This is a genomic window from Rhodococcus sp. JS3073, from assembly GCF_026810085.1.
Lineage (GTDB): Bacteria > Actinomycetota > Actinomycetes > Mycobacteriales > Mycobacteriaceae > Rhodococcus_F > Rhodococcus_F wratislaviensis.
Genome location: NZ_CP113951.1, coordinates 7938550 through 7960017, shown reverse-complemented (window position 1 = coordinate 7960017; position 21468 = coordinate 7938550). Strand labels below are relative to the sequence as shown.

General features: G+C 64.0%; 18 protein-coding genes. 9 read left to right on the top strand and 9 right to left on the bottom strand.

Going from position 1 to position 21468, the window contains the following annotated elements; all coding sequences use genetic code 11:
- Positions 1–87 precede the first annotated feature (87 nt).
- Positions 88–834: a GntR family transcriptional regulator gene (locus OYT95_RS36270; protein ID WP_268790361.1), complete on the top strand. Its 747-nt coding sequence runs from the start codon at positions 88–90 to the stop codon at positions 832–834.
- Positions 835–999: 165 nt separating this feature from the next.
- Here OYT95_RS36270 and OYT95_RS36265 read toward each other — a convergent pair whose 3' ends face one another.
- Positions 1000–1131, bottom strand: coding sequence for a hypothetical protein (locus OYT95_RS36265; protein ID WP_268790360.1), 132 nt, complete (start codon positions 1129–1131; stop codon positions 1000–1002).
- 189 nt (positions 1132–1320) lie between these two features.
- On the opposite strand from OYT95_RS36265, the gene OYT95_RS36260 reads away from it, so the two are divergent.
- Both OYT95_RS36260 and OYT95_RS36255 read left to right on the top strand, forming a co-directional pair.
- Positions 1321–1590 carry an Atu4866 domain-containing protein gene (locus OYT95_RS36260; RefSeq protein ID WP_268790359.1) on the top strand — a complete coding sequence of 90 codons (270 nt, stop codon included), beginning with the start codon at positions 1321–1323 and terminating at the stop codon, positions 1588–1590.
- Entirely contained in the window at positions 1587–2315 is a 729-nt protein-coding gene (locus tag OYT95_RS36255; protein WP_268790358.1) for an SDR family oxidoreductase, read from the top strand. Before OYT95_RS36260 ends, OYT95_RS36255 begins: the two co-directional genes overlap by 4 nt.
- A 319-nt stretch (positions 2316–2634) precedes the next feature.
- Here the strand turns inward: OYT95_RS36255 and OYT95_RS36250 are convergent, their stop codons facing one another.
- Positions 2635–3243: an SRPBCC family protein gene (locus OYT95_RS36250; RefSeq protein ID WP_268790357.1), complete on the bottom strand. Its 609-nt coding sequence runs from the start codon at positions 3241–3243 to the stop codon at positions 2635–2637.
- Between the two features lie 6 nt (positions 3244–3249).
- On the opposite strand from OYT95_RS36250, the gene OYT95_RS36245 reads away from it, so the two are divergent.
- Positions 3250–4107, top strand: a complete 858-nt coding sequence (locus OYT95_RS36245) for a helix-turn-helix transcriptional regulator (RefSeq protein ID WP_268790356.1) — start codon at positions 3250–3252, stop codon at positions 4105–4107.
- A gap of 82 nt (positions 4108–4189) precedes the next feature.
- Here OYT95_RS36245 and OYT95_RS36240 read toward each other — a convergent pair whose 3' ends face one another.
- Complete coding sequence (locus OYT95_RS36240; protein ID WP_268790355.1) at positions 4190–4756, bottom strand: flavin reductase family protein; 567 nt, start codon at positions 4754–4756, stop codon at positions 4190–4192.
- A gap of 115 nt (positions 4757–4871) precedes the next feature.
- On the opposite strand from OYT95_RS36240, the gene OYT95_RS36235 reads away from it, so the two are divergent.
- Positions 4872–5747 (top strand): helix-turn-helix transcriptional regulator, encoded by an 876-nt coding sequence (locus OYT95_RS36235; RefSeq protein WP_268790354.1) that lies wholly within the window; start codon positions 4872–4874, stop codon positions 5745–5747.
- A gap of 491 nt (positions 5748–6238) precedes the next feature.
- Positions 6239–7015, top strand: a complete 777-nt coding sequence (locus OYT95_RS36230; protein ID WP_268790327.1) for an SDR family oxidoreductase — start codon at positions 6239–6241, stop codon at positions 7013–7015.
- Positions 7016–7477: 462 nt separating this feature from the next.
- Here OYT95_RS36230 and OYT95_RS36225 read toward each other — a convergent pair whose 3' ends face one another.
- From OYT95_RS36225 to OYT95_RS36205, 5 genes are all read right to left on the bottom strand, one after another.
- Positions 7478–8236: a GntR family transcriptional regulator gene (locus OYT95_RS36225; protein WP_268790353.1), complete on the bottom strand. Its 759-nt coding sequence runs from the start codon at positions 8234–8236 to the stop codon at positions 7478–7480.
- A gap of 345 nt (positions 8237–8581) precedes the next feature.
- Positions 8582–9748 (bottom strand): CaiB/BaiF CoA transferase family protein, encoded by a 1167-nt coding sequence (locus tag OYT95_RS36220; protein WP_268790352.1) that lies wholly within the window; start codon positions 9746–9748, stop codon positions 8582–8584.
- 1 nt (position 9749) lies between these two features.
- Complete coding sequence (locus OYT95_RS36215; protein ID WP_268790351.1) at positions 9750–10901, bottom strand: zinc-binding dehydrogenase; 1152 nt, start codon at positions 10899–10901, stop codon at positions 9750–9752.
- Positions 10902–10922: 21 nt separating this feature from the next.
- Entirely contained in the window at positions 10923–12440 is a 1518-nt protein-coding gene (locus tag OYT95_RS36210; RefSeq protein ID WP_268790350.1) for an aldehyde dehydrogenase, read from the bottom strand.
- A 111-nt stretch (positions 12441–12551) separates the two neighbouring features.
- Positions 12552–13922, bottom strand: coding sequence for an MmgE/PrpD family protein (locus OYT95_RS36205; RefSeq protein WP_268790349.1), 1371 nt, complete (start codon positions 13920–13922; stop codon positions 12552–12554).
- A 448-nt stretch (positions 13923–14370) separates the two neighbouring features.
- Between OYT95_RS36205 and OYT95_RS36200 the strand changes: the two genes are divergently transcribed.
- From OYT95_RS36200 to OYT95_RS36190, 3 genes are all read left to right on the top strand, one after another.
- Positions 14371–15756 (top strand): MFS transporter, encoded by a 1386-nt coding sequence (locus tag OYT95_RS36200; RefSeq protein ID WP_268790348.1) that lies wholly within the window; start codon positions 14371–14373, stop codon positions 15754–15756.
- A 102-nt stretch (positions 15757–15858) separates the two neighbouring features.
- Positions 15859–16512 (top strand): GntR family transcriptional regulator, encoded by a 654-nt coding sequence (locus tag OYT95_RS36195; RefSeq protein ID WP_268790347.1) that lies wholly within the window; start codon positions 15859–15861, stop codon positions 16510–16512.
- 102 nt (positions 16513–16614) lie between these two features.
- Positions 16615–17874, top strand: coding sequence for an MFS transporter (locus OYT95_RS36190; RefSeq protein WP_268790346.1), 1260 nt, complete (start codon positions 16615–16617; stop codon positions 17872–17874).
- 6 nt (positions 17875–17880) lie between these two features.
- Here OYT95_RS36190 and OYT95_RS36185 read toward each other — a convergent pair whose 3' ends face one another.
- Positions 17881–21357, bottom strand: coding sequence for a serine/threonine-protein kinase (locus OYT95_RS36185; RefSeq protein ID WP_268790345.1), 3477 nt, complete (start codon positions 21355–21357; stop codon positions 17881–17883).
- Between the last annotated feature and the right edge of the window lie 111 nt (positions 21358–21468).

The window sequence follows — 21468 nt, the reverse complement described above, 5'->3', positions numbered from 1 at the left end:
TGCCACCCAATGAACGATTACGCAATCAAAAATCGATTATTTACCCTTTAGTCGACTATCACCAGGACGATCGCGTACTATGCGGAAGTGACCGAATCGGCTGGCAAACAGACCCTGAGCGAGGGGGTCTACCTCTCCCTCCATCGCGAGATGCTCAACGGCCATCTCATGCCAGGGCAACGGCTCAAGGTCTCCGAGATCGCCGGCCGCTTCGGAGTCAGCCTGTCGGTTGTGCGCGAGGCGCTGACGCGACTGGCGGAGCACGGGCTGGTCGTTGCCAGCCCACAGCGCGGGTTTGCAGTAGCCGCACTGTCGGTCGACGATCTCCGGGACCTCACCCGTGCCCGAGTATTGGTGGAAGCGCTCGTGCTGCGCGAATCGATCGCCAACGGAAACGTCGCATGGGAAGCATCCGTCGTCGCAAGCCTGCACACCCTCGAGCGAACACCCTTGCTCGACGACCAGGGCGACATCAGCGACGAATGGACAGCAGCCCACCGCGCTTACCACCGGTCGCTGCTCGCCGGTTCGGGGAGCACCCGGCTCGAGTCCGTCGCCACCGCACTACGGGATTGCGCCGAGCTCTACCGTCAATGGTCGCGATCGTTGGCCCACGACGAGGACCGCGACATCGCGGCCGAACACCGCCACATCATGGAAGCCACACTCGCACGGGACGCCGACGCCGCGACCGCTGCACTGACCGAGCACATCGAACGAACGGCCACCGTCTTACTGCAGTATGCCGAGGGTCGGGCCGCCAGCGGGTCGGGAACCGCGCAATCGACGGGCGATGGCCATCAGATCGCCGGACCGCGGTTCTCGTCGGTGTGACTCGATCGCCGAGCGGAGCTCGTCAGCGCGTTCACAGCCGATCCGCGCCGCATCATCGGTATTGCGCTGTCCTCGAACAGGTCTCGGACCCTCCGCCGGCAAACCGGTGGATGCCGTAGCGGCTGAGCGTTCACGACGGTGTGTCCGGGGGAATCGCCATGAGCGTCACCGCTGGTCCGGGGTCGAGCATCGGCCGGAGTAGTCCGAGTGGAACGCACTGTCGGCGAACGGCACCAGTGCCGTTTCGAGAGCGCCGGCGAGTTTGACACCGGCCGCGAACGCCTCAGCCGCCGTCACGGCACCGTGTCTGGTAATCCAGGAACAAGGAAGTAGCGGCGATGGAAGGCTCACTGGTCCGCTCGAGGGCATCGTCAACCTAACTCGTACCGGCCTGACTGGTTGCGCGGCACCTAGGCGAGTTGCGTCCTGTCTACCCGCCGCATGTCTCGCAAGAATTAGAACACCAAGTTGCGAGTGAGGATCGTGATGGATCAATCCAAAACCAGCACCGACCGGGTAGACGTCGTCGGAATGTGGGTGACAGCAGACGGCTTCATCCGCCAGGAGTTGCGTGCCGATGGGCGCTACGACGAGGCGCGTGGCGCACGCCGTAGCGCATACATCGGAAGTTACACGGTGGCAGGGAACCATCTCGACTACATCGACGACCTTGGATTTACAGCAACCGGAGATATTCGTGACGGGGTCCTCTACCACGAGCATCTCGTCCTATACCGAGAGGACAAACAACCATGAGCGAGCGCAAGGTAGTCCTGATCACAGGAGCAAGCAGCGGGATAGGGGAGGCGACAGCGCGGAAGTTAGCGGCCGACGGCCACCAGGTTTTTCTCGGGGCTCGGCGCACAGAACGACTCGAGCACTTGGTTCGGGAGATTGGCGTTGGCGGCGGTGCAGCATTCCGCAAGTTGGACGTCACTGACGTAGCCGATGTCCAGTCCTTCGTGGAGGCTGCCCGTGATCATTTCGGCCGCGTCGATGTAGTGGTCAACAACGCCGGAGTCATGCCCCTGTCGCCGCTGGCCGCGCTGAAGATCGACGAGTGGAACCGGATGCTCGACGTGAATGTTCGCGGCGTTCTCAATGGCATCGCCGCAGCACTACCGGTCATGCGGTCACAGGGTAGCGGACATTTCGTCAACATGGCATCTGTCGGGGCATATGAGGTGGTGCCGACAGCGGCGGTCTACTGCGCGACGAAGTTTGCGGTGCGCGCGATCTCGGAAGGGTTGCGCCAAGAATCGTCAGGCGATGTCCGCGTTACCGTCGTCTCCCCGGGGGTGACGGAATCTGAATTGGCTGACAGCATTTCGGATGACACGGCGCGCGAAGACATGAAGGCATACCGCGCCGTCGCACTTCCGGCCGTGGCGATCGCCAATGCGATCGCGTTCGCCATCGATCAGCCGGCGGATGTGGACGTGAACGAGATCATCGTTCGTCCCGCCGCGAGCGCACAGTAGTTCGGTCGGACCGAGATGGTCGTCTCCTGACGAGACGGCCACCTCGATCCACTCACCAGTTCCGGATGTCTTCATGCCAGCGGTCCCAGCACCCGCAGAAGGCGGGAACTGGGGCACAGTAGCTGACGAAACCCAAATTGATTGCTCTCCAGCCCGATAACGTACTCGCGACCGTCAGCAGGTCCGTTCACTACGACCGACCGCGCCGCTGACGCTCCTACTCCCCGCTGTGAGCACAGCGGGGAGTAGACACGTGCGGCAGACGGCCGGACTGGTCCGATGCGGTCGCCTGCTGGCCGTGATGATTATTGCGAACAGTTCATGAAGAACGATGTCCTCCCTGTTCGCGGATGGCCTCCGAACGTAAGCTGACCGCTGCAGCCAACCCGCCTTCGTAAAAGCCGGTGATGAGCTGATGAGCCTGCTCGGCGGGGATTCCGTCGGCATCGAAGGCGGCGTCCCAGGAAACAACGGTCTCCCCCGACTCGCCGTCTTGGGTGACCGCGACAGTTGCCTGGTAATTACGTACGGGAATGGACCCTCCGACCATCGTGTAACTGTACGACTGCTCGGTCTGGTTGATCAGTTCTTCGATCGCCTCACCGCCACCTCGCAGGGCGACGTGCCGGACGCTGTTCCGGCTCTCGTCGCGTTCAGTGTGTTCGGCATCGGGATGCCATGCGTGGATGGCGAAGAAGTCTCCGATCCTCCCCCACACCAGCTTCTGGTCCAGCGGGGTGCGAACTTCTGCATGAACAGTCAACATGCTTCTCAGATCCCTTCGTGGGGTCGCTATCGGTCGTGTGGTGCCGGATTGCGCGCCAGCGACGCTGGATGCGTTGGTTGTGTTTCTACCCTTGCCGAAGACCCGCCCGTCTGTCGTGGGTGCATTGCACCCACCCACTACCAGGCGGTTCAGAACTAACATTGGGGAATGCCTTCCAGCGAACTTGGACATTTCCTTCGGTCACGTCGTGCTCAGATCTCACCGAAGGAGGCGGGAATTCACGGCTATGGCACTCGAAGAGTCTCTGGTCTTCGACGTGAGGAAGTAGCGATCCTCGCGGGACTCAGCTCCGATTACTACACCCGCTTAGAGCAAGGGCGAGAACGCAATCCATCCGCTCAGGTGCTCGATGCACTCTCGCGCGCGTTGCGGCTCGACGCCGACCAGGAGATGCATCTGTACCGGTTGGCCCGCCTGGTGCCGAGCGCCCGCAGGTCCAACGCACGGGAGTCGGTCAGTCCGAAACTTCTCCAGTTGATGGATACCTACAACTCGACTCCGGCATTCGTATTGAATCGGACACTCGACATTCTGGCGTGCAACGGGCTCGCCGAAGCGCTCTTCTCGCCGTTCACCGTTGCCGACAATCTGCTGCGGATGGTGTTCACCGATCCCGCGGGAGCGTCCTTCTATGCCGAGTGGAATCGCGCGGCACAGGCCACCGTCGCAACATTGCGTTTGGCCGTCGGCCACGATCCGGACGATGCTCGTCTCACCCAGTTGGTCAATGACCTGTCGGCGGCCAGCCCCGCGTTTCGCCAGTACTGGGAAGAGGGACATGTGCGGGGCAAGACACTGGATGCGAAGGAACTCGTCCATCCTGATGTGGGCACATTGAGTTTGACCTTTCAAGCCTTCGATGTGCGTGACAAGCCGGGCCAACAGTTGGTGATTTATCAGGCAGAGCCAGGGTCCCCCAGTGATCAGGCGCTGAAGTTGCTCGGTTCGCTCAGCGCGACCAGGGTCCGTGAGCGGCGGGACGCGGAACCAAGTTCTACCGACTGACGGACGCGCGACTACCGACCCCCAGCCCCTACTCCTTTTCGCCCAGCTCGAAGCCGGGCTGTGCACGGTGCCGAGACATTGACTAGTCGATCAGTGATGGCCACTTCGTCATCCGCTCACGGAGGTCGATCGCCTGACCATTCTCGGAGAACGTTCCGTCTCCGCGGTGATGGATCTCGCCCGTTCCCCGCTTCGATTCGTTCACCCAGACATGCTGGGCCTGGACAATCCAGAGTCCGTAGTCATCGACGAGGCGATCATCGACGACGCGGCATTCGATATTCGCGAAGCACTCTGCGACGAGGGGCGCCGCAACGGATTCCGAGGCCAGCGGGGTGAGGCCAAAGTGCTCCCACTTGTCGATGTCCGCACCGGATACGTTGCCGACATCGACGACCTGCGCAGCGAGTTCGACGGCTGGGATAGCAATGACGCACTCGCGGGTGTTGCGCAGCGTGTCGAAGCTGTAGTCCCACGGTCCGAGCACGAAACCGATGAGCCCACCATGTTGGACTGGCATATTGAAACCATTTGTCATCAGATTGTCATGTCGTCCGTCGGACGTCGAAATCATGATCACAGGGCCCGGTTCAATCAGTCTGTGCACCTTCGAAATCGGGAAATCGGAGAATGTATCCGGACCAATCATGTGGTTCTTCCTTTCGATCAGGGTTGGTTACCTACAGTTTTCAAGGTTCTGCCGGTGTGCGCATGGCCCTTTCACACCCCCCTTGGAACTTGACCGGTTGCCTTAGAATCAAGCCATGGCGAGCACAGAGTTGGGAGAGTTTCTGCGGGCCCGACGCGCGGCCGCATCACCGGATTCTGTTCCGTTTGCCTCCGCTGGACCTCGGCGAGTACCGGGGTTACGCCGCGACGAAGTGGCTATGCTGGCCGATGTCAGCCATGACTACTACCGTCGGCTGGAGCAAGGCCGTGAGCGCCACCCGTCCCAACCGGTCCTCGAGGGGCTCAGCAAGGCTTTGAATCTTACTTCCGAGGAACGTCGGCACCTCTACTCGCTGGCAGGTGTGGCGTGGCGGCTCGACGGTGCCGAGCTTCGCCGGGAGGTCGATCCCGCGTTACTGCGATTGATGGAGTCCTGGGAGCGTTCCGGCGCGTTCGTGCTCGATCCGATCTTGGATATCTCGGCGATGAATTCCCTGGCGGTGGCGTTGTTCGAACCGTTCGGTGATACGACGAACCTCGTCGAGATGGTCTTTTGTGACCCGACTGCCCGCGAGTTTTTCGTCGATTGGGAGGAGTCGGCGAAATCAACGGTCGCCAGTCTACGAGCGACCGCCAAGTTCTCCTCGACTCCTCACCGGTTCACCGATCTCATCGCCCGGCTCGAAGCCGCGAGCCCTCGTTTCTGCGAGCTGTGGGCTCGACACGAGGTTCAACCGAAGACTCATGAAGTCAAACAGCTGCGCCATTCCACCGCCGGTGAGCTCACGATCGAATTTCACGCATTCGGCGTCCCAAGCGCGCCCGGCCATCAACTTCTGGTGTACCAGGTTGAGCCCGGCTCGCTCGGCGAGACCCGGCTACTCGACCTGGTGGCACACCGCATCGATGCCGTTGAGCATGGCCCTCACCCCGCTGGAGATGAGGACCAACCGGCGACGTCAGTGGACTAGGCGCGCGATATCGGCCGAGTCGGCCCGACCGCACCCGACGGCGGCATCGGGGGTCATGCGATTAAGCGCGTAGGTCATGAGAGCGAGACCCGCCAGTCGAGGGCGGAAGTAACTTTAGTGGCTCGTCCTCGCCGGTCCCGGGTGCGATCAGCGCTGACCTCCGTCGAGTAGCTACCTCGCTCACCACACGCCCCATCGACACCATTCATCCGGTTATTTTTGCGCTCCAGCATGCCTGATTGACGTTGGGCGAAAACACGCACGATGAGTCAAAACATCTACCAATCCATATGTTCATCGACTTCACGGCGACCGCACCGATAATCCTAATGATGATACATACGGACAAATATGCATCAGTGTGCGCTTGCCTGGGTGTGGTGCACCTAGGCAGATCGCGGCCTGTTCGCCCACCCCGATCACGCCGACGATGGAACCCGTACCCCGAGGAACCACCCTCGAAAACACCACCACCACGGAGACACACCCCCATGAACCAGGTACTGACCGGAACCCCCCTCACCGGCCGCATCGCCGTCATCACCGGCGCCTCCAGCGGCATCGGCGAAGCCACCGCCGAACGACTCGCCCAACTCGGCGCCAAAGTCGCCCTCCTCGCCCGCCGCACCGACCGCATCACCACCACCGCCGACCGCATCACCGCCGCCGGCGGCACCGCCATCGCCATCACCACCGACGTCACCGACCGCACCGCCCTCAAGGCCGCCGCCGACCACATCACCACCGAACTCGGCCCCGTCGACCTCGTCTTCGCCAACGCCGGCGTCCAGCTGATCTCCGAAATCGTCGACCTCGAGGTCGACGACTGGGACACCCAGATCGACCTCAACATCAAAGGCGTAATGAACACCATCCAGGCCTTCATCGCACCCCTCGTCCAGGCCGCCGCCGACGGCAAACCCGCCGACCTGATCACCACCTCCTCGATCGCCGCCACCCGAGTCCTCGAAAAATTCCAGGTCTACTCCGGCACCAAGGCCTACATCAGCCAACTCACCCGCCTACTGCGCACCGAACTCGGCCGCAAGAACGTCCGCGTCGCCACCATCGAACCCGGCATGGTCGACACCGAACTCCCCGACCACGTCACCGACCCCGACGCCAGCCAACTCATGGCCGACCTCATCGACCAGATCGACGTCCTCCAATCCGAAGACATCGCCGAAACCGTCGCCTTCCTCACCGCCGTCCCCAAACACGTCAACCTCACCGAAATCACCATCCTCCCCACCGCCCAAGCCATCTAACCCACCCCACACCACCGTTCCCACCCCCTGACTACCTTGGGGGCGGGAACGGTCTGCACTTGATTGAGAGGGGACGAGGCGATGCGGGTATCCGACCCCGGTCGTCCAGTCTCTTTCCGGGGAGGCCTTACGTCAGGCGAACACTCGCGTGCGATTACGGCACGCTCGGGCGCCGAGCAAACGTCGTGTGCCCGGGATTACGGTTACCGCAGTAATTGAGGAAGTCGTAGCCGATGCCCCTTCATGGGACGGCGTAGGTCTCACGGTCGAGGACGTACCCCCGTACCGTTCGTCAGCGACAAGGCTCCTAAGTCTCCGATGACTTGATGATGCTGATCCGCAGCTGGACGGCCACGGCGAAGTACTGACAATGCCGGAAGCTCCTCGAACTGTTCGCGGAAGGGCAGTTTCGCGGTGTCGTCGGCGAGCGATCCGACTGGACGAGCGCCGGGCGACTCTGTCTCAGGCTCCTCGCCGCCGCAATTCCATGCGGTACGAGTACCGGCGCGGATTGAAGTGAGAGGATGTGAATTCGACGAACTTTCCGTCTGCGTCGTAGTAGAGACGCTCGATCAGCAGTATGGCTTCTCCTGTCTGGCATCCGATCAGTTCGGCTTCGTGCTCCGGGGCGTTCATGGCGGTGATCTCCTGCCGTGCGCCCATAATCGGCTTGGTGAGGAATTTTTCTGCGGCCCCGATCACGGTTCCCTCGCCGACCGACGGGACCCCGTCTGCCGCCAGTTTCGCACCGAGGTCGGGTTCGACATAGTGGCGTGTCAGGACAAAGGGGATCCCCTCGAAGGAACGGCGAACGGTAGCCTTGCTGACCTCGATGTACGGCAATTCCAATCGGGACGCGATGGAGGGCTCGACGACGACCGTGAATGGTTCGATCACCTCGGTGTTCGTGTCGGGCCAGACAATGATTTCGTCGAGGGATCCGATCGAACGGACGTAGCGGCCGCGGGTGTCCTGTTGGCGGCCGCTCACATAGGTTCCGCTGCCTTGCACACGGTAGATCAGCCCGTCGGAGAGCAGTATCTGCAGGGCTTCGCGCACCGTGTGGCGGCTGACGTTGTGGACCGACTGCAGCACGCTTTCGGTGGGCATCTTCCGTCCGACCGAGTAGACACCGGCCTCGATGTCGGTCCGCAACTTCTCGGCCAGCACTTTGTACGCCGGCACACCACGCTCCGCGGGAGTTACGTTGTTCGTCACCATGGGCCCCTCCTTCTCCCTGATGCGGCCGGCAGGGTTCCATCCACCACACTAGCGCTCGTCCGGATGAATCTTCAACAAGGGACACTCGGCGTTGGTGATTCACTGCGACACCAGAGTATTCGTGGCGACAGACTCCATCTCGACATTTGTAGCGCGAAAATTGATACTGATCAATCGAGTATGGAGGTGTGACCGCTTGCGATCACACCTCCATACTCAGTCCGTCCGGCGCCGGAGTCAGGCCGCCGACGGATGGCCGTCGCCAGAACACGACCGCGATACGGATGTCGGCCTTATCGCGGCGGTGCTGGTGCCCCGGCGCCGCCCGCATGTCGGCGGGGTGCGTCAGGCGGTGGTCGGTTCCACCTCCGTAAGCAGTTCGTCGTTGTGCTCGCCGAGCTGGGGCGCGGAGTCCGTGCGCGGTTCGTCGTAGGTGTCGGTCAGGAACGGTGTCCGGATCATCCGACGGCGACCGGCATGCAGATCGTCGATCTCGAGGAACATGCGCCGCGCGTCGAGGTGTGGGCACTGGTAGAGCTCGTCGATGGTCTGGGTTTCTCCGGCGGGAAGCCCGTGCGCGGCGAAGTGTTCGACGATCTCGCGGCGGGTGCGGGACCGTGTCCATCGTTCGACTTCGGGGCGGATCACGGATGCGAAGTTCTCGGCCCGGTGCATGACGGAGTCCAGCAGCGGATGCTCGAGCAGGTCGGGTCGCTCGATTGCCACACACAGCCGCCGCCACATCTCGTGGGTTGGCAGAATCAGTGCAACGTACCCGTCCTCGGCTTCGAGTGCGCCGAGTGGAGAATAACGATCCACCCCGCGCACTCGATGCTCGCCCGTGAAATCCCACAGCATGAGTTCGCGTTCGAGCAGGGACGCCACCGAGTCGTACATGCTCTGATCGACGAATGCCCCCGCTCCGGTCTGCTGGCGCCCCTGCAGAGCGGCGAGCACGCTGACGGTGGCCTGCACGGCAGTGAAGACGTCCGCGAAGCCGGTTACCGTCGGCAGCGGCGGGCCCCCCGGTTCTCCGGTCACCGCCATCAGCCCTCCGATCGCCTGGATTGCGGTGTCGAAGGCCGGTCGTTCGGCGAATTCTCCCCGATGTGTCGACAACCTCCCGTATCCGCTGATGGCGCAATAGATCAGGCGTGGATTGATCTCCTTGAGCGAGTCGTATCCCACTCCCATGCGGTCGACTGCCCCGGGGCGGAGGTTCTCCACCACGACGTCGGCGGTGGCCGCCAGGGCCCGGTATCGTGCTCGGTCACTCTCCGCGCTCAAGTCCAGGGTGACGGACTTCTTGTTGCGGTTGTAGCTCAGGAACCCGCCGCTCATGGACCCGGTCTCCGTCTGCTCGAGCGGATCGTAGATTCTGCGCGGATCGCCGCCGTCGGGCCGCTCGATCTTGATGACCTCCGCGCCCAGGTCGGCCAGCATCATCGCGCAGTAGGGGGCGGCGATGTACTGGCCCATCTCGAGCACCCGAATGCCGTCGAGGGGCCTCACGTCAGATTCCTTCGGTTCCGTGCGGGACGAGCATCGGCTTGATGTCCTCCTGCGCCCGCATCCGCGTCAGCGCCTCGGTGGCCTGGTCGAGCCGGTACCGGTTCGGGACCAGTGCACCGAAGTCGTACTTGCCGTGCGTGTTCTTCATGAATTCGAGAGCCTTGCGGTACTCGGCGATGTGTCCGGACCAGGTCCCCATGATGGTCAGCTGCTGTCGGGTGATGAAGCCGGGCCGGACCGGAACCTCCTTGCCGGGGCCGTCGATCTGGCCGGTCACCATGTAGCGGCCGCCTTCTTTGATCATTCCCAAACCTTCCGGGAATGCGGTGCGTGCACCGGAGAATTCGAAGACGACTTCGGCGCCGTGGCCGCCGAGCAGGTCGCGGACCGCGGCGATCCGGTCTTCGGGTTCGGGGTGTTCGGCGACGGAGACGAGGTCGGTGGCGCCGTATTGCTTGGCGATGGCCAGGCGGTTGTCGGGAGCGCCGATGGTGATGATTCGCCCGGCGCCGAGGTGATCGGCGAGGGCGGTCGCGAACAGACCGAGCGGGCCGGCGCCCTGGATGACGACGGTTTCCCAAGGGTTCATCTTGCCGATGCGCTCGAAGGAGTGCACGACCGTTCGCAGCGCGCAGCTGGCCGCTGATGCCCAGGAGGTTTCCACCTCGTCCGGCACCCGCACGCGTCCCGAGTTGGGGAAGACGTAGGCGTATTCGGCGAAGCCGCCGACCAGATACGGGGGACGTTCGCAGTTGGTGAACATGTAGTACTGGCGGTTGGTGCACAGGGTGGGCTGATTGTCGAACCGGCAGTGGTCACACTGGTTGCACGAGGCGTGGGTGAAGCAGATGCGATCACCGATCTCGAGCGGTGTACCGAAGGTGTCCCGCTCGGCGCCGTCACCGAATGCGATCACCTTGCCGACCATTTCGTGGCCGGGGATGACGGGCAGATCCAGCGCCTGGCTGCCGCCGAGGGAGCCATCCCACAGGTGCAGGTCCGATCCGCACACCGTCGCAGCTTCGATTCGGACCAGGAGTGCGCCCGGTTCGAGGGTCTGAGGCACGGGAATTTCGCGGATCTCGAGCGGCTCGCTGTGCTTGGTGAGCACCGCCGCCCGGCTGGTCTTGGGGATGTCGAAGGTGGTAGTCATCAGTTTGTTCTCCTCGTGGGCTCAGCCGAGTTTGAATGGGTCGCGGCTTTCGCCGGTGAGTTCGACCCAGATGGATTTGGTCTGCAGGTACGCGTCGAGGCCTTCTATGCCGTTTTCGCGGCCGATGCCGCTCTGCCCGAAGCCGCCGTAGGGGACGTTGTTGGCGAGCACACGGTAGGAGTTGACCCAGATCGTGCCGGCCTCGAGGCGGTGCGCCACGCGGTGTGCGCGTTGGATGTCTTTGGTCCACACCGCCGCGGCGAGTCCGTAGGTCGTGTCGTTGCCGATCTGGACTGCCTCCTCTTCCGAGGTGAAGGTGATGACCGACAGCACCGGCCCGAAGATTTCTTCCCGTGCCACGCGCATCGAATTGTCGACGCCGCTGAGGATGGTGGGCTCGAAGAAGTACCCGTCGGCCAGGTCGGTGTCCTGCGGGCGCTCTCCGCCGCACACCACCGTGGCGCCTTCGCTGACCCCGAGGTCGACGTAAGAGCGAACCTTCTCGAGTTGCTCGGCGAAGGCGATGGGGCCCATTTCGGTTTCGATGTCGAGCGGATCACCCATCTTGATCTGAGGTGCGCGTTGAGCGAGCCGTTCGACGACGGCGTCGCGGATCGATTCGTGGACCAGCAACCGACTTCCTGCGATGCAGGTCTGACCGGTCGCGGCGAAGATTCCCGCCATCACCCCATTGACGGCCGCATCGATGTCGGCATCGGGGAAGATGATGTTCGGGGACTTGCCGCCGAGTTCGAGGGTGACCTCCGCGATGTGGTCGGCGGCGCTCTTCATGACCGCGATTCCGGTGGCAGTCGATCCGGTGAAGGTGACTTTGTCCACCCCGGGTTCGGCGGTCAGCGCGGCTCCAGTGGCTCCGGCGCCGGTGACGACGTTGAACACTCCAGGCGGGAAACCGGCTTCATCAACGAGTTTCGCGAACTCGAGGGTGGACGACGGCGTCTGCTCGGCCGGCTTGGCGACAAATGTGCAACCCGCGGCCAGGGCGGGCGCGAGCTTGCTCGCCAGCAGGAACAGCGGGCTGTTCCAGGGCAAGATTGCGGCGACCACGCCGATCGGCTCGCGGCGCGTGTAGGTGAAGAAGTTCGTCTGGGGCGCGGAGATGGTGTCACCGAAAATCTTGTCGGCAGCGCCGGCGAAGAATTCGTAGGTCGCCGGTAGCCCGGCCATCTGGCCGCGTGTCTCGCGGATGACCTTGCCGTTGTCGGTGGTCTCGATGCGCGCGAGCTCCTCTGCGTGGGGCTCGATCAGCGCCGCCAACCTGCGGATAAGGACACCTCGCTGCGCCGCGGACATCGATCCCCACGGCCCGGACAGCGCCCGGCGTGCGGCCTCGACGGCCTTCTTCACGTCGGCCGGTCCGGCGAGTGGTGCAGTGGCCCAGGCCTGCCCGTTGTATGGGTTGACGGTCTCGAAAACCTCACCGGAAATCGCATCGACCCATTCGCCGTCGATGTACATCTTTCGGTGTTGGAGTTCGCTGTTTCGCCTCTCGGCGGTGGCAACGACGTTCTCGGTCATAGTGCTCTTTCTCGTTTCACGGCCGGACCGAGTGCCCGGCACTGTCAATTGGGGCCGCGGTATCGGCTTCGAGGTACCGCGCACATCAAGGAGGATGCGGGGAGGCCGTCCTCACGTTCCGACGGAGATTCCCGCCAATGCCGACCGGATCAACGGGTCGACGGAGGACGCCTGCGGCAACGTGGCCACGCTGTCGACAAAGGTCTCCAATTCCTTTGCCGCCAACGGAATTTCGGACACGAGGCGTTCGGCATTGCGCACGACGCCGTCCATGTGCCACGACAGCATCGCATCGGAGTCCTCGATGGCGTCGTGGACCGTGGTGCCGTCGATCTGGACCACGGTGGCGTGTGCGGTTTTCGCCGGGCGTCCCGGCTCGGCGACGAGGTCGATCTTGCCGATGAGGTCGAGCACCTGGGGATCGGTGAACTGTTGCAGCAGGTCGTAGGTGATATCGCCGTGGACCAGGCCAGTCGCGAAGGCGAATCTGGCGCTCATGAGTGTCTGTGAGGTGCTGGCGAAGGGCCCCCGCGAGGGCATGCCCGGATAGGTGGCTTCGCGTTCGTTCATCCGCAGCCGGATCGAGGCGACCTCGTCGGCGCGGAGGCCGGACTCGTGCAGCCGCACCGCGAGCATGGCCGGTGCCTGATTGAACGCACACACCGGGTACGGCTTGAAGGTGACGTCGAGGATGTTCCAGGACCGGCCGAGGTCGTGGGCGAGTGTTTCCGCCGTATCCCGCGATCGCGAGAAGCAGTCGAGGAATCCTGCTTCGGCTTCGAACGCCGTCCGGGACCCCGCGACACCGGTTTCGGCGAGTTGCGCTGCCATCAGCCCGCTCGTCGCCGCGATACCCGACTGGAAATGCCACTCGTCGGTTCCCGCACCGAACGATTCGGACGTGCCACCCGAGATCGATGCGGCGATCGCCAGTGCGGAAGTCATGCGTTCGCCGCTCAGGCCGCGGATCCGTCCGACGGCAGCGGCGGCAGCCACGGGCCCGAAGACCGCCGTCGCACGAAAGGGCGGGGTGGTCAGGTCCGTGAGCGGCCCCGACAGTGCAATACCCACCTCGTAACCCGCGACAACCGCCGCCAGCAGGGTCCGGCCGTCGACAGCGCTGGACTCTGCGGCCGCCAGGGCTGCGGGGATGACACTCACTCCCGGATGAAAAGTACCGTGCGTGTCTTCCTGCGCCCGGGCATGGAGATGCACTCCGTTGATGAAGGCCGCCGTCGAGGCCGGATGCCATTGCCCGGTCACCAGCGAGCGGGCGTATCCCTCCAGGTTCGGAGGCGAGCTCACTCCAGGGCTGGCTTGCTCGGCCTGTCGCCCGAAGCCGGCCGCAGACCCGGCCATCCCCACCGCCAACGCGTGAATGAGGCACCCTGTCGTCCGCTCGACGACCGGCCGTGGAAGCGCATCGACCTCCAGACCTGCGGCGAAGACACCGAGTCGTTCGGCGATCGTGCTGCCAGACATGCGCACTTCCCTTCCGTGATTCGTAGACAAGTCAATTGCGGTTCGTGTGGGAGCCGCCCGCGGACGCGGATCCGATCCCCGCCGGCGCCACAATTTGTCCGTATGACTTGAGACACTATTGCGAAGTCTTGCATCTGTCAATCACGACGCGAATGGAAACCGACCCGTTCCCGTTCCGCCCATGGACTAGACACCTGTCGGCATTAAATAGCCAGTTCACAGCATTTTCCTCGGCCAGTTCCCGCCCAGCGGCCGGACCGCAACTTGCGAGGGGTTGACGCAAGCACCGACCCTGACTAGCTTCAAGTCATCCGTACAACTGTGGCTCACTTCACTGCGAGCCGCCAGGCGGAGGATCATGGGCGCGCCAAAAGACCGATCAGATTCCCGCAGGACCAAATTCACGTCGTGGCGAAAGAAGTCCACGACGCTTCCCGAGGAGACCTCGATGACGAACCCACCCCCTGTATCGCCGTTACCCCCCACGATTCCGGGAGATGCACCGACGACTGATGCGCTGACCTCATCGGGGACGCTGGCACCCCACGTGTCTCGACGCGTGGCCGTCGCCGCGGGCATCGGCCACTTCCTCGAGTGGTTCGACTTCGCGGTGTACGGGTTTCTGGCCGCGACCATCGGGGCGCTCTTCTTTCCGTCCGGCAACGCCACTACGTCGCTGTTGGCCTCCCTCGCCGTTTTCGGCGTCGCGTTTCTCTTTCGTCCGCTCGGGGGGGTGCTGATCGGGGCCTTCGGCGATCGCGCCGGTCGCCGCGCGGCGCTCTCACTCGCAATCGTCGTCATGGGTATCTGCACCATCGGCATCGGCATCCTGCCGACCTACGCCACGATCGGCCTTGCCGCTCCCGCTCTTCTGGTGCTCCTTCGGTGCGCCCAAGGATTCTCCGCGGGTGGCGAGTACGCCGGCGCAGCTGCCTTCCTCGTCGAATATGCACCGGCCCGCCGACGCGGGCTGTGGAGCAGTGTGGTCTCCGCCGGCGCCGGCATCGGGGTCATGGCCGGAGGTGCGGTGACCTTGCTGCTGACCACCCTGCTGTCCGACGATCAAATGACGACCTGGGGTTGGCGCGTCCCCTTCCTCGTCGCCGGCCCGCTGGCCGTCCTCGGCCTCTACGTCCGGCTCCGGCTCGAGGACACTCCCGTATTCCAGGAGCTCCAGCGCGCTCACGAGGTCGAGCACGCCCCCCTGCGCAACGCCGGCAAGCACAGCCGATCCGGAATCCTCCTGGTGTTCGTCTGCACCGCGGTGACCGGCCTCGGCTTCTACTACCTCGCAACCTTCGTGGTCACCTTCCTCACTGTCGAGGTCCACATGACCAAGTCCGCCGCCCTCGAACTCGCGGTGCTCGGGTTGCTCATCTATTCGAGCATGTGCCCCGTGGCAGGGATGATCGGCGACCGTATCGGTCGCCGACGCACGATGCTGCTCGGCGCCGGTGGCATTGCGCTGACCGCGGTCCCCTGCTTCGTTCTGCTCTCGACCGGCACCTGGTACCTCGCCCTGATCGGCCTGGTGATTTTCGCGGCCTTCGAGGCCCTGGCCAATGTCATGCTCGGCGTTCTCATGGTCGAGCTCTTCCCGGCCCGACTGCGGGTGACGGGTAGCTCGATCGGCTTCAACGTCGCGCAGGCCCTCATCGGCGGGCCCGGCCCGTTCATCGCCACCGCCATCGCAGCTGCGGCAGCGCTCGTCGTCGCCCCCGCTCTCTACCTGGTCGCGATTGCAGCGCTGTCGTTCGTGCTTCTGCTGCGGTATCTGCCCGAGACCCGCGGGGTGTCGCTGTTCAGCGAGGAAGCACCCTCCGCGAGGAAATGACAGACAGGCGTGATTGTGGAGACGCATTCGTATCTCAGGCGTCCCGCGTACCGGCTCGTCGCCGAACAACTTCGGCGGCGAGCCGAACGCGGTGAGTACGCCGTGGGAGACAAGCTGCCCACCGAAGACCAACTTCGGCAGAGTTTCGGCGTCAGCAGACACACGATCCGACAAGCGATCGGTCACCTGGTCGAGGAGGGCATGGTGCACCGCATCCAGGGCAGTGGCACGTACTTGATTGGGCACGAGACGAACTCAGGTCGCTACCAGCGCGCAATCGGATCGCTCGACGAAATCATGAGCTGGCCCGGCACCACCACCCGGTTGCTCGAGCCTTTCCGACGGGGAGTGAGCGAGCCCGCGATCGCCCGCGACCTCGGCGCGGATATCTCAGACGTCCGCTGCGCACTCGTCCAACGCTGCTACAACCATGCGCCTTTCGCCTTGACCCGGCACTACATGGTTTCCTCATTGGCGGACAGCGTGATCGAGCGGGGAGTGTGGGAGACCGACAGCACGATCATTCAATCGGCAGAGCGATTACTACCCGAGAGCATTGTCTCCGCAACTCAGAATATCCACGCCACTCAAGCCGAAGAGGCGGAGAGCGAACTGATCGGATGCTCGGCGGGGGACGCGGTCTTGCTCATCGAGCGGCTGTACCACGATGCCGGGGGGCGGCCGGTCGAGTTCACCACCTCGCGACTCAATCCCCGCCGCTACAGCTACCGGATGGACCTGCGCCGGAGCCGCTGATGGGGCCCACGATCCGTGCCCGGTGTGCTACTGGGCCACCACGAAGCGATAGGCGCGACCATCACACCTGTTCACCTATCAGGAACGCACGAAGGAGGCAGTGTGGGCCTACAGCCGAACACCGACATCGGTCCGATCAACGTAGTCCGGGATCGATATGCCCCATCCGGACGAGTAATCGTCATTCTCACCGTTACGGCCATCACCGCTGTGGGACAGATGTACTCGGTACTGGCGCTACTACCGCAGATGGCCGCTACCTTCCGTGTCGACCCTGCGCACGTGACGGCAACCTCCACTGTGTTCGGCGTCGCCTATGCTCTCGGCTTCCTCGCCGCGGGGCCGCTGGCGTCGCGGTTCGGGCCGCATACCGTGATGACTGTCGGCCTGTTCGCCGCCGCGGTCACCACACTTCTGGCAGCGCTGCCGTCCACGCTCCTTCTGGAGTTGATCGCTCGCGCGGGGCAGGGCTGCGCAGCCGCCGCCTTCGCCCCGGCCGCGTTCACGTATATCGCCGAGAGCATCGATCCGCGCCACCGCCTACTCGCTTTGAGCTGCTTGACCAGCGGTTTTCTCGCCGCTGCGGCGGTCGTTCCCGTCGCTGCGCAGATGATCGCCGCTGCTGCTGGCTGGCGCGCGGTCTTTGTGGTCGGCGCAGGCGCGCTCGTGGTGACTACCGTGGCAGTTGCTACGTTGGTTCCGAGGGCGCGGCCGAGGGGCCACCCCTGTGGTACGCGGCTTTTCGGAGTCCTGGTGACGATTCTGGGCAGGTGGCGGCTGGTCGCGCTGTTCGGTGCTGCAGCCACTTTCCTCGGGGCGTATGTCAGCGTCTTCACCACCATCTCGCTGGTGGGGCCGCCTTCAATTGCCGGAAATCCCGAGGCCCTGCAGGTGCTGCGATTGGCCACCGTGCCGGCGCTGCTCGTCATTCCATTTCTGGGTCAGGTGCTGAGGCGGTGCCGACCGGCCCGCCGGGGCGCGGCGGCGATGGGTGTGGCGGCGATGTCTGCGGGCGGATCGGTTCTGTCAGATTCCCTGGTTACCTTGTCGATCACGGTGCTGGTGCTTGTAGCGGCCATCTCCATTGCGGCTTCGGCTATCGTCGAATCACTTCTGGCGCAAGTACATCCGGAAGAAACGGGCGGCGCAACGGCACTGTACGGATCCTTTACCTTCCTCGGTGCCAGCGCCGGTCCGGCACTCGCTTCGGGGATCAGCCCGTGGGGATTTGGCATCGGCATGCTTACGGCAGCCCTCTGGCTCGCCATCGGGGCGGGCCTGATCCTCTTCTCTGCCGCGGGAACCGTGGCCCGGCGGTCACTTCAGCACAACACCGACGATGCGGTGTCACCCCTGCGGTAGGGGGTCTCACGTCAGGCCGGCATCAGCCGCGAGCGCCGCAAACAAGAAATCGCGGGGCACGTCCGACGATCGCGGCGGATGAGTTGGTGGATGGTCGGTGTCGACGATGTGTTGGAGGGTGTCCATGACGTGTTCGCCCCCGTCGGCGAGGAACCGCACCAACCCGGCCTGCGAGCAGCGGGCTATCACCTCGGTGAGCACCTTTCCGGCCTCTTCGCTGCGGCCGGATGCGGCGAGGCAGCCGGCCAGCAGTCGGCGGGCCCGCAGCGCGGCCCGGTGGCGTTCGCTGTCCGCCAGGCGCTCTACCCACTCTCTGGCCCACCGGCATGCGAGGTCGGTATTCGCCGGGGATCCGGTTCGCACCAATCCCCGGATTGCCGCCTCCTCCCGGTACTGCGCGATCGCCTCGTCGAGACCGGACACTTGCTCGGCGCGTTCGGCATAGGTGAGGTCCGCAGGTTGTGCATCTGAGGACGGCAGGACGAGATCCAGGCGCGCCGCTTCGTTGACGACGGCGCTGTGGAGCCTCGGCAGCTGCATCTGCATGGAGAATCGTGCGCCCTCGTCCAGCCGTTGAACCGCCGCCGAACGGTCACCGCGAATCGCCTTGATTCGGGCTCCGACGACGTACCGGGTGATCTTCAAGTCGACGGCCCCCGCATGTGGTCCGAGGTCGAATCCGTCGTCGAGCAGTCGCTCGGCCTCGACGATCTGACCCTTCTCGTACAGAACTTCACCGAGCAGGCCCCCGGCCAGCCGAGCTGTGTACGACCGACGTCCATCCACTTGCTGAGCGATCTTCATCGCGGTTCGGAAACTCGATTCCGCCAAGCTCACGTCGAGTTGTTCGAAGGCGGCTATACCCACCCAACAGTGTCCGTGCACCGAGTTGTACGGTCCGTTGTTCCGCTGGTGATACGTTGCGGCCCATTGCTGAAGGGCATAGGCGGCGCGATAGTCCGCTCGGCAGATTGCGGCGAACGTCGCGACGTTCGCCGCGACGGATACGACCCACGGCCTGAGGTCATCGGGTCGATCGAGACACGGACGCACCAAGTCGTCGATGCGAGAGGCGCGGTCGGCGCGCAATTCCACGACTGCTCTGACCACCGACGCTTCGGCGGCCAGCGCGGGGGTGTCCGGGTCGCTGCGGTGGGTGAGCGCGGTATCGACGCGGTCGAGTGCCTGCAGAGCCGGGTCGGGGTTGTAGAGCAGGATGTTCGACCAGGCGGCGGCGAGCTGCAGCCGCGGATTCGATACCGCGCTGTCGATCGGCAGCTTGTCGACGAGTCCACGCAACGTCGACATCTGCGAGTGCTCGAGCAGATACGTCCCGTCGCGTTCGATCAGTTCCACCGCACCGGTCGTATCGCCAACACGCAGTGCGTGATCGACCGCTTCGCTGAGGAAGTGGTGCTCGGCGAACCAGGTGGAGGCGGAGCGATGCAACTGCGCCGATCGTCCGGGAAAGTCGGTGTCGAGGCGGCCGCGCAGGAATTCGGCGAACATGTGGTGGTAGCGGAACCAATGTCCTTCGTCGTCGACTCGGCGCAGGAACAGGTCGCGTTCTTCGATCAGCTCGAGCATCGCCTGTCCGCGTCGCACGTCGGTCAACGTCGAGGCGAGGTCGGCGCAGATGCGGTCGGGAATGGCGGTGGCCAGCAGAAATGCGCGTGTGTCCGTGTCGATGGAGTCGAGGACGTTCTCGGCGAGGAAATCTCCGATCGCTTGGTGGCGGCCCGAGAGGTGTTCGATGAAGCCGGCGGGGTCCGCGGACGAGCGCAGAGATAGCGACGCCAGCTGGATGGCGGCGGCCCACCCGTCGGTCGACCTCGCCAGGTTGGCGATGTCACTTGTCGCCAGGTCCACTCCCGATGTTTCGGTGAGGAAGGTGCGTGTTTCTTCTTCGTCGAATCGCAGTACTGCCGAATCGATCTCGACCAGTTCGTCGAGAACGCGCATTCGGCTCATCGGCAGTCCTGTTTTGCTGCGACTGGTCACGATGACCTGGATGTGGTGGCACCCGTTGTCCAGTAGGTACGTCAGCGTCGCCACACTCGAGGGTTCCGATACCCGATGCCAGTCGTCGACGACGAGGGCCAGATGCTGGTCCTGATCGTGCAGTGTATTGATCAGCGTTGTCAGCACGTGCGGGCATGCGTGGTCACCGTGTGCTTCGAAGGTGTCCCGCAAGTCGGTCGCCACGGCCGGCAATGCGGTGGTGACGGCTTCGATGAGATGTGCGAGGAACCACAGCGGATTGTTGTCGTCTCGGTCGACGGTCAACCATGCGGTGGCGATGCCCTCGTCGGCGAGCTGACGGAGCCACTGTGCCGCCGTGGTGCTTTTTCCGTAGCCGGTGGGTGCGTGAATCACGGCCAGGCGCTGCCGTCGATCGGTGTGGAGAGCCTGCATCAGGCGGGCACGGGAGACCAGGGTGCGGCTCGGTGGTGGTGGTCGGAATCTGGTGGCGGGCGTGGGAGGTGCCGAGTACCGACCGGAGGGTGTCGGCGTCCGCGAGTGCGGTGACGGGGATTGGAAACCGGATGCTGATGAATTGTGTTCCGGGTCGGCGCTCAATTCTGGCGCGATCCCCTCGGGTGCGCTGCTCTCGGAGTTGTGGTGGACGCGGCGTAACTGGTCCGCAAACTCGGCTGCCGCGCTGGGACGGTTGCCGCGATCGCGGTCCATGGCATGCTCGATCGCAGTGCAGAGTTCCTCGGGGATGTCTCCCCGCAAGTCACGTAGTAAGGGACCGGTCGGATTTGTGATGCGCCGGAACTGAGCGATCAGAGGCTCACCGCTGCGCCGTTCGAAGGCCGCGTGTCCGGTGAGCGCGCTGAACAGGGTCGCTCCGAGGCTATAGATGTCGCCGGTTGGGCTGGGGGGATGCCCGAGCAGAACGTCGGGGTCGGTGTAGGCGGGTGATCCGGTGACCACGCCCGCCGTGGTCTCGAATCCGCCGGTGATGCGGGCGATGCCGAAATCTGTCAGCTGCGGCTCTCCGAAGGTGTCGATCAAGATGTTCGCGGGTTTGATGTCTCGGTGCAAGATGGATTGCTGGTGGGCGGCATCGAGCGCGTCGGCCACCTTGATCCCGAGGTGCAGGACACGGGTCCAGGAAATCGGACCCGACTCGATCAGTGCCTGGAGGGAGCCCGGCTCGTGGTAGTGCATGACGAGGTACGGTTGGCCGGCGCCCGTCGTTCCGACGCGATAAATCGTGACTATGTTGGGGTGCCCGGACAGGCGTCCCATTGCTTTTTGCTCACGGAGAAAGCGGGCCACGCCTTCCGAGTCGTGATAGGTGGTGAGCACCTTGACCGCGACGACGCGATCGAGAGTCCGCTCTTCGCAGCGGTACACCACCCCGAAGCCGCCCCGTCCGATCTCGGTGGCGAACTCGCACCCCTCCGCCGCCAGCTCCGTGGCGATGTCTGGAGTCTGGTCGCGCTGTGTTGCCCCCGGATCGGTCTCGGCCATCTGTCACCTCGGACCGGCATCTGGTGCCTTGAATCGGCTCATCACCCACCTCGCCTACTGAATCGAGGATAATCTGGCCGTCGACCGAACTGGGCTGAACGCGGTCAAGTT